The sequence below is a fragment of the Mycobacterium sp. genome, assembly GCF_036490025.1.
GTDB lineage: Bacteria > Actinomycetota > Actinomycetes > Mycobacteriales > Mycobacteriaceae > Mycobacterium.
The window spans coordinates 1-8004 of the sequence record NZ_DASXEP010000107.1 but is presented as its reverse complement, the minus strand read 5'-3'; the positions used below and the strand labels follow the sequence as shown (position 1 = coordinate 8004).

Sequence of the window (8004 nt, the reverse complement as noted above, 5' to 3'; positions counted from 1 at the left end):
TCGTAGCGCTGTCAACAGTCATGTCGGAACCTTTCGGGATTAGCGGGCCACCATGCCGCCGTCGGCGATGATGGTTTGACCGGTGATGAAACTGCCGGCGTCGGAGACCAGTAGTAGTGCGGGACCGATCATTTCGGAGGGATCGGCGATGCGGCCCATCAACGCCGAGGCCTTCATCGCGTCGATGAACTCCAGCGGATTGCCACGGACCATGTCGGTGTCCACCGATCCCGGGGCCAGGGCGTTGACGCGGATGCCCTGCGAGGCGAATTCGGCGGCCATCGACCGGGTGAAGGAGACCATGGCGGCCTTGGCCGCCGAGTACATCGAGACGATCGGCGAGAAGATGAAGGCGCCGGCCGAGACGACGTTGAGGATCGCGGCGTGCCGGCTTTCGCGTAGGTAGGGCAGGGCGGCCTGGACGAGGAACACCGGGCCTTGCAGGTTCACCGAAAAGGATTTCGACCAAGCTTCCGGGGTGATTTCACCGAGCGGCATAGTCAGCGCATTGGCCCCGTTGTTGACGACGATGTCGATGCCGCCGAACTCGTGCGCGGTGGCCGCGACCAGTCGGTCGATCGCGTCGAGGTCGCCCAGATGGGTAGGTACTCCAAGCGCTTTGCCGCCACCCAGGGATTGCAATTTGTCCGCCGCGGCGGCGCACGCGTGGGGTTTGCGGCTGGCGACGGCGACGTTGGCGCCGCAGCTCACCAGGGCCTCGGCGATGGCCAGGCCGATGCCGCGGGTTCCGCCGGTGACAATCGCGGCGCGATCTTTGAGATCGAAGAGCCTGTGCAGGGGATCGTTGGTCAAGTTTCGTGTCCCCAATCGTTGCGTTGCGCCGTGCCCGAAGGTTAACTTACGTCATGTAAGATAACCTTCGGGCAAGGTGTGGTTGTCACCCACCCGTAGACGCGTACCAAGCGCCGGCACGGCTCAGGAGCTCTCATCATGACGACATCACCGGAACTACAGCCCGACCTCGACTTCGGAGACGGGTTCGACTTCACCGACCCCGGTCTGCTGGCTCGCGGCCTGCCCGTGGAGCAGTTCGCGCGGCTGCGGCGGACCTCACCGGTGTGGTGGAACGCGCAGGATCCCGACAAGGGCGGGGGATTCCGCGATGGCGGATACTGGGTGATTTCGAAACATGCTCACATTCGCGAGATTTCACGCGACCCAGAGACGTGGTCGTCGCATCTCAACGGCTGTGTGATGCGGTATGCCAACGACATGCCGGCCGAGCAGTTGGAGACAGCCAAAATCCTCATGCACAATTCGGACCCGCCGGTGCACACGCGGCTGCGCAAGCTGATCTCGCGGCTCTTCACGCCGCGCAGCGTAGCCAAGCTCGAGGACGGTTTGACCGCGGCCGCCCGCGAGATCGTCACCGCCGCGGCCGAGAACTCCGAGGGAGACTTCGTCGAGGATGTGGCTCACCAACTGCCGCTGAAGGCCATCGCCGATCTGGTCGGTTTCCCGGAGGACGATCATGAGCGGTTGTTCCATTGGTCGAACGTCATCATGGCGGCCGAAGATCCCGATTGCGTCGAGGATCCAATGCTGGCGATGACCGAACTGATGGGCTACTCGTATGAGATCGCCGCGGAGCGCAAGAAGAATCCCGCCGACGACATCATTTCGCGCCTGGTCGCCGCTGACGCCGACGGTGACGAACTCACTGAAATCGAGTTCGGCTACTTCATGCTGCTGCTGCTGGTTGCCGGCAACGAGACGACCCGAAATGCGACGTCGGCGGGCATGGTCGCGATGCTCAACCATCCCGAGCAATGGGAGCTCTACAAGCGGACCCGTCCGGCAACTACTGCCGATGAGATCATCCGCTGGACAAGCCCGGTCCATGTTTTCCAACGTACGGCGCGCCACGATATCGAAATCGGGGGTGTGAGGATCAAAGCAGGTCAGCGAGTGGGCCTGTTCTACAGCTCGGCCAACTACGACGAGGACGTCTTCGACGAGCCCTTCACGTTCAACATCGATCGCGATCCCAACCCGCACTTGGGATTTGGCGGAAACGGGCCGCACTACTGCATCGGCGCAAACCTGGCGCGCAAACAGCTGACCATCATGTTCAACATGATCGCCGACCACCTCCCCGACCTCGAAATGACCGGCCCTCTAACGCGAATGCGGCACGGATGGATCAACGGGATCACCACGATGCCTGTCCGTTTCAACGCGCGGTGAGGCACCTCGACGTCGTGGGATCGCAGGGGAGGTCTACAGTCCGCGGCTGGCACCGATGTACAACGAATGGCTCGACGAGGGTTTCGCACGCCCCGGCGCTCGAGGCAGCCGCGCCGACTTCGAGATCTGCGCCACCGCACAGGTTGTCGTCACCGACGACCGGCCGGGCACGCTGGCCGTCATGAAACCCTACCTGGCTCTCTACCTGGGCGGAATGGGCTCCGAGGACACCAACTTTCACGCCAACCTATACCGAAGGATGGCTACGCGCAGGTCGTCGACGACATCACCAAGCTGTTCCGCTCAGGACGTAAAGATGAAGCAGCCGCGGTCATTCCGGACGAACTCGTCGACGACGCCGCCATCGTCGGTGACATCGACTACGTCCGTCGACAACTCACCACGTGGGAACAGTCCGGCGTGACCATGGTGGTGGTCGGACCGAAGTCCGTCGAGCAACTCACCGACCTTGCCGCCGTCGTCCGACCTGCCGATAGTCAAGTTCCACAACAAGATTCATTGATCAAGTGACCGGAAGGCGTGTCATGACCAGTAACACATCCACCGCATCCAAAACCGACTACGCCAAGCTGTTCATCGGCGGCGTGTGGACCGAACCGTCGACCTCCGAGGTCATCGAGGTCTTCTCGCCGGCCACCGGCCAGAAGGTCGGCCAGGTTCCGCTGGCCGCCGAAGCCGATGTCAACACCGCATGTGCGGCCGCCCGCAAAGCCTTCGACGAGGGGCCATGGCCGCGGATGACGCCGGCCGAACGCCAGGGGGTGCTGGCCAAGGTCGCTGCGGCGGTTGAGGAACGCGCCGATGAGTTCAAGCACCTACTAAGGCTGGAGACCGGTCAGCCTGGCGCCATCATCGACATTTTGCAGTTCGGTCGCGGGGTGGCGTCACTGCAGTTCGTCGCCAACGCCGCCGATAAGTTTCCCTGGCAAGAGGTGCGCGACGGCATCTATGGCCAAACCCTCATCTTGCACGAGCCGATCGGTGTGGTCGCGGCCGTGGTGGCGTGGAACGTCCCGTTCTTCCTGGCCTGCAACAAGCTCGGCCCCGCGCTGCTGGCCGGATGCACGGTGGTCCTGAAGCCGGCCGCCGAAACGCCAATGTCAGCCAACCTGTTGGCCGCGCTGTTCGCCGAAGCTGGCCTGCCCGAAGGCGTGCTGTCGGTGGTGCCCGCGGGCCAGAGACCGGCCGCGCGCTAACGTCGAATCCCGAGCCGGACAAGTTCACCTTCACCGGATCGTCGGCGGTGGGCAAGGAGATCGGCAGGATCGCTGCCGAGAAGCTCAAGCCGTGCACCCTTGAGCTCGGCGGGAAGTCAGCGGCCATCATCCTCGAGAACGCCGAGATCGACTCCACGCTGCCCATGCTGATTTTTTCCGGATTGATGAACGCCGGTCAGGCCTGCATCGGGCAGACCCGCATCCTGGCGCCGCGGTCGCGTTACGACGAAATCGTCGACAAGATCGTCGGCGCGGTGTCGGCCATGCCGGTCGGCCTGCCCGATGATCCAGCAACCGCGATCCGCCCATTGATCAGCCAGAAGCAACGCGAGCGCGTCGAGGGCTACATCCAGAAAGGCATCGAGGAAGGCGGGCGCATCGTGACCGGGCGGCGGCCGCCCCCAAGGTCTGGAGAGCGGATGGTTCGTGCAACCCACCCTGTTCGCCGACGTCGACAACTCAATTGACGATCGCCCAGGAGGAGATCTTCGGCCCGGTCCTCGCGGTGATCCCTTACGACACCGAGGACGACGCGATCCGCATCGCCAACGACTCGGTATACGGTCTGGCCGGCAGTGTGTGGACCACCGACAACAAGAAGGCCATCGAGATCGCAAAGCAGATCCGCACCGGCACCTACGCGGTCAACATGTACGGCAATGACCCTGGCGCCCCGTTCGGCGGGTACAAGAACTCCGGTATCGGCCGCGAGAACGGGCCCGAGGGCATCCAGGCCTACTGCGAGGCCAAAAGCGTCCTGCTGCCGTTCGGCTACACGCCTGAACTCTGATCCTCACCCGCGCTCCCGCGTAGAGTCGCAGCGTGACGGCGCGCCGCTCCTCCCGACGCAGGGCGTCATCTGAGCCACCGGAGGAGCCGACGATGGGCAGCACGCGAGGTGGTCGCCCCAAAGACGAGGTGCGCCGCGAGGCAGCGCTGGCCGCTACGCGGGAACTGCTGATCGCCAAGGGCTATGACGAGGTCACGTTATCGGAAGTCGCGCGAGTGGCCGGAGTGTCACGACCGTTTGTCTACGACAACTGGGGCACCAAGTTTGCGCTTGTGGAGGACGCGATCTTCACCACAGACGACCCAGGGCCGTTGATCGATGATGACAAGCCATTCGCGGACTCGCTGACCGATCTGATCGCAGCGATGGTGGCGATTCAATCCGACCCGGCATACCTGGCAGGTCTTCCCGGGTTGTCGGCGGACCTCTACAACCGGCCCGACCTCGTTGAACAGATCGAGAGAAAATACATCGCACCGATCAGGGCGGCGTATGTACGGCTGATCGACCGCGGCAAGACCGAAGGCGTGGTACGGCAAGATGTCGACGGCAGCGCGTTATTGGATACCATCCGCGGCGCGGTCATGCTGCACACCCTGATCAATCCGTCACTGGATGACGCCGCGCTCATCGAGCACCTTCGCTCGATCATCCTGCATGGCGTGGCGAAAGTGGCGACGCAGCGGTTACCAAGCAAGCGATCCGTTAGGAGATGACGTGTTCCTCGGGGATGAAGACACTCGAGCGCGGCATATCGACGAAGGTCAACTCGTCGTCGAGTAGCCGCTGCATCGCGGTGGCCATCCCCTCGGGATCGGCGGCTGTCGCGTCGAAGTCGATCCAGATCTCGGCGACGCCATCGTAGGGTTCACCGGTGCCGCGACTATCGCGCGCACCATCGGTCAGTGGGCCAAAAACGGTGTGGTTCTGGACGTATCGGGTCATTGTCGGGATCGCGGTGCGGACGGATCGCACCAGATCGGCATGACTGTTGCGGCAGTAGCTCTGTAATTCCTCGGTTGTCAGCTCAGCGCGTCGCCGACAGCAGAACACCAGCTTGACCACCGAACCACCTTCACCAGTCATGTTGCACCGGTGGGCTATTCAGCGGCCAGTGAGGCGCTGCTGGCACGCATCGCGTCGAAGTCTTGTTCCACCATGGGTAATTGAGGTGCCGCGTTGGGCAGCAGCAGAATTGATTGATCTTGATGGCATGCACGACCAGCTTCCCGACATCGGCTGGCTCCATGGAATTTTCGTCCTGCTCTCCGGTTTCCGCGAAATGCACCTGCTGACGCACTGGGTGCGTGATCGCGCCAGGGGCGGGCCCGAGACGGCAAACCCACCGACGCGCGGCCGGGAAGTCTCGTCCGAGGACGCCGGCCGGTGCCGGCGAACCTGTGAGTATCCCGTTTCTCCGAAATCCAGATCACTCCGGTGCGAACGCCGCCTGCGCGTCGCCCTCCACATCCGCTTTGCGCAGATGGCCATTACTACGGGCTGCCGCGTTCAGGTCTACCGGCACCGGCGGGATTTCGATTGCGCCGAAACGATAATGGGCTGAGTCGGCGGTAGCAGTGTGCTCGTTTCGCCATACGTTCGACTCGGCCGAATACCGGGGCCGGGCGGGTTGGGGATGCTGCTGGAGTCGCTCGAAGCGGGCGAGGTTGTGCCCCGGAACGAGCCCGATCAACATGAACTTTCCGATCTGGCGCAGCATACGGCCGGGGGTGCGCCGGGTGTCCGCAGCGTTGACGTAGCGACGTGCGATGGTCAGGAAGTCTTCGGGTTCCACTCCGGCGACATCGCGAACGTGTGTCGTCGGGGCGTCTATTTCCCACGTGCCTAGGGAGTCTTCGGGCATGTAATGGCGCACCTGGGATTCAAAGAATTGGTCGGTTCCAAGGTGCTTGGCGTCCACCCGTAGCGCCCGCAAGAACATCCACGGGGGGATGTCGATGTGGCGCACCCGCCTCCCCAACGCCTCACCGACCGCGTCAGCGATGTCGGCGCCGGCCAGCAGCGTCGGTCCGGTCGGGCGGTAGGCGCGACCGTCATGACGGTGTGGGTCGAGCAACGCACCGACCGCGACGCGGGCGATGTCTTCGTTGGACGGCGGCGCGTTTCGGCGGCCGCCCGTCGGCAGCGGCAAGATACCGAGTTGGGCGGCGAACGGGAGAACTTTCAGATAGTTGTCGGCGAAGAATCCCGGGTCGACCGCAACGTGGGCGGTGTCGGGCAACAGCTGAAACAGCTTGTCTGTCAACCATTGCTGGCGGGTCATCAGCGACGGATGCTCGGGGCTGGCCAGCCACTGCCCCAAGGCCACCACTGCCTGTACGCCCGAGCGGCGCGCGGCCACCGCAAAGCTGACCGCGCTGTCCAGAGCGTGCGGGTGATAAGGCAGCGCGAACAACAGCCGGTCCACACCATCCACCGCAGCCTGAACCTGCTGGATGTCAAGCATATCCGCGACAACGATCTCAGCCCCCATCGCACGCAACCGTTCGCTGCGCGCATCATTGCGATGCACCAAGGCTCGCGTCGCCACTCCGCTGTGCAATAGCTGGGCGGCGACTACGCCGCCGACCTTGCCAGTCGCACCGGTTACCAGCACACGCGTTTTTGTCATTGGAATTCCCTTTCACCTCTCGGACGATCCACGATGTGACCGTCGGTTACATTTGTAGTATGCGATCTGATGTGACCACTGTCAACACCCCGGTCGCGTGGCATGGTAAAGGCATGAGCAGTACGGACTCGCCCGGCCGAAAGCCCTACCATCACGGCGCGTTGCACTCCGCCCTGATCGAGGCGAGCATTGCGCTGGCCCGCGAGGGTGGACCTGATCGAGTGATTCTGCGCGAGGCGGCCAGGGCGGCCGGCGTGTCACACTCGGCGGCCTACCGCCATTTCAGCGACCGCGAAGCACTGCTGGGCGAGGTGTCGCGTTTCGCGCGCAACGAGCTTGCCGCCGAGATGCGCCGACGGGTCAACCGCACCAAGGACCCGCGCCGCCGGTTGCGAGCGGTCGGCACCGCCTACATCGACTTCGCACTCAGAGAGCCGGGATTGTTTCGCGCGGCGTTCGCCTCGCATCCGGCCACATCGCCCGACGCGGACCCCGCCCGAGCCAGCGGAGGCCGAGACCCCATAGACACCAGCGCCGGCGACGACCCCTTCGAGATCCTTGGTCGGGTACTCGACGAAGCGCAGGCCGCCGGCCTACTGGATCCACAGCGCAGGGACGGAGCAGAGATTGCCGCCTGGTCAGCAGTGCACGGACTGGCCGGACTGCTGCTCGATGGACCGTTACCCACTAGCGCCGCAGCCATCAAATTCTCGCGAAGACAGGTGCTAGAGCTCCTCGAACGCGGACTGTTGAACGGCGCCTAAAGCCTGGCGGCAGTGCCACATTGGTGGCCGCCGCACTTCACGACTCCGCGCGATCCAGTATCGTCCGTCCGGCCATAGCCACAAACCCTAGCAGGTTACCTTACATCGCGTAATATAACCGCCGTGGCCGGCTGCACAACGCGAACCCGGTGGAGGCCGGATCGCGTGCGGCACAAGCCTCATCCACCGATTCAACAACATGTGACGCACCGCAGAAAGGTCACGACATGACGGCCGACTGGCTGCGCGAGCAGCGCTATGTCGATGTCGGCATGAGCGATCATCGACGCATCTTGGCGACGTTGTCGTTCGCTGATGACCGCTACACCGCGGCACGACTGATCGGCGCGTTGTCGGATTGGAGTTCGGCGG

Annotated in this window: 6 protein-coding genes and 2 pseudogenes; 5 read left to right on the top strand and 3 right to left on the bottom strand. The window is 63.7% G+C overall.

Annotation, left to right across the window (positions count from 1 at the left end; genetic code table 11):
* Positions 1-39 precede the first annotated feature (39 nt).
* Positions 40-813, bottom strand: coding sequence for an SDR family NAD(P)-dependent oxidoreductase (locus VGG53_RS11950; RefSeq protein WP_331518269.1), 774 nt, complete (start codon positions 811-813; stop codon positions 40-42).
* Positions 814-951: 138 nt separating this feature from the next.
* On the opposite strand from VGG53_RS11950, the gene VGG53_RS11945 reads away from it, so the two are divergent.
* The 4 genes and pseudogenes from VGG53_RS11945 to VGG53_RS11930 all read left to right on the top strand — a co-directional run bounded on the left by VGG53_RS11945 (position 952) and on the right by VGG53_RS11930 (position 4952).
* Positions 952-2208, top strand: coding sequence for a cytochrome P450 (locus VGG53_RS11945; RefSeq protein WP_331518268.1), 1257 nt, complete (start codon positions 952-954; stop codon positions 2206-2208).
* 34 nt (positions 2209-2242) lie between these two features.
* Positions 2243-2739, top strand: a pseudogene (locus VGG53_RS11940) (LLM class flavin-dependent oxidoreductase); the annotation flags it as partial.
* A gap of 14 nt (positions 2740-2753) precedes the next feature.
* Positions 2754-4236, top strand: a pseudogene (locus VGG53_RS11935) (aldehyde dehydrogenase).
* A 92-nt stretch (positions 4237-4328) separates the two neighbouring features.
* Positions 4329-4952, top strand: a complete 624-nt coding sequence (locus tag VGG53_RS11930) for a TetR/AcrR family transcriptional regulator (RefSeq protein WP_331518267.1) — start codon at positions 4329-4331, stop codon at positions 4950-4952.
* Here the strand turns inward: VGG53_RS11930 and VGG53_RS11925 are convergent.
* Positions 4942-5322, bottom strand: coding sequence for an EthD domain-containing protein (locus VGG53_RS11925; RefSeq protein ID WP_331518266.1), 381 nt, complete (start codon positions 5320-5322; stop codon positions 4942-4944). The genes VGG53_RS11930 and VGG53_RS11925 overlap by 11 nt on opposite strands.
* 343 nt (positions 5323-5665) lie before the next feature.
* Positions 5666-6868 (bottom strand): NmrA family NAD(P)-binding protein, encoded by a 1203-nt coding sequence (locus VGG53_RS11920; protein WP_331518265.1) that lies wholly within the window; start codon positions 6866-6868, stop codon positions 5666-5668.
* A gap of 113 nt (positions 6869-6981) precedes the next feature.
* On the opposite strand from VGG53_RS11920, the gene VGG53_RS11915 reads away from it, so the two are divergent.
* Positions 6982-7632, top strand: a complete 651-nt coding sequence (locus tag VGG53_RS11915; protein ID WP_331518264.1) for a TetR/AcrR family transcriptional regulator — start codon at positions 6982-6984, stop codon at positions 7630-7632.
* Positions 7633-8004 lie beyond the last annotated feature (372 nt).

Bases quoted from the DNA above. Each gene is read 5' to 3' on its own strand.
- VGG53_RS11945 (WP_331518268.1), top strand. From the start codon at position 952: ATGACGACATCACCGGAACTACAGCCCGACCTCGACTTCGGAGACGGG.
- VGG53_RS11930 (WP_331518267.1), top strand. From the start codon at position 4,329: ATGGGCAGCACGCGAGGTGGTCGCCCCAAAGACGAGGTGCGCCGCGAG.
- VGG53_RS11925 (WP_331518266.1), bottom strand. From the start codon at position 5,322: ATGACTGGTGAAGGTGGTTCGGTGGTCAAGCTGGTGTTCTGCTGTCGG.
- VGG53_RS11920 (WP_331518265.1), bottom strand. From the start codon at position 6,868: ATGACAAAAACGCGTGTGCTGGTAACCGGTGCGACTGGCAAGGTCGGC.
- VGG53_RS11915 (WP_331518264.1), top strand. From the start codon at position 6,982: ATGAGCAGTACGGACTCGCCCGGCCGAAAGCCCTACCATCACGGCGCG.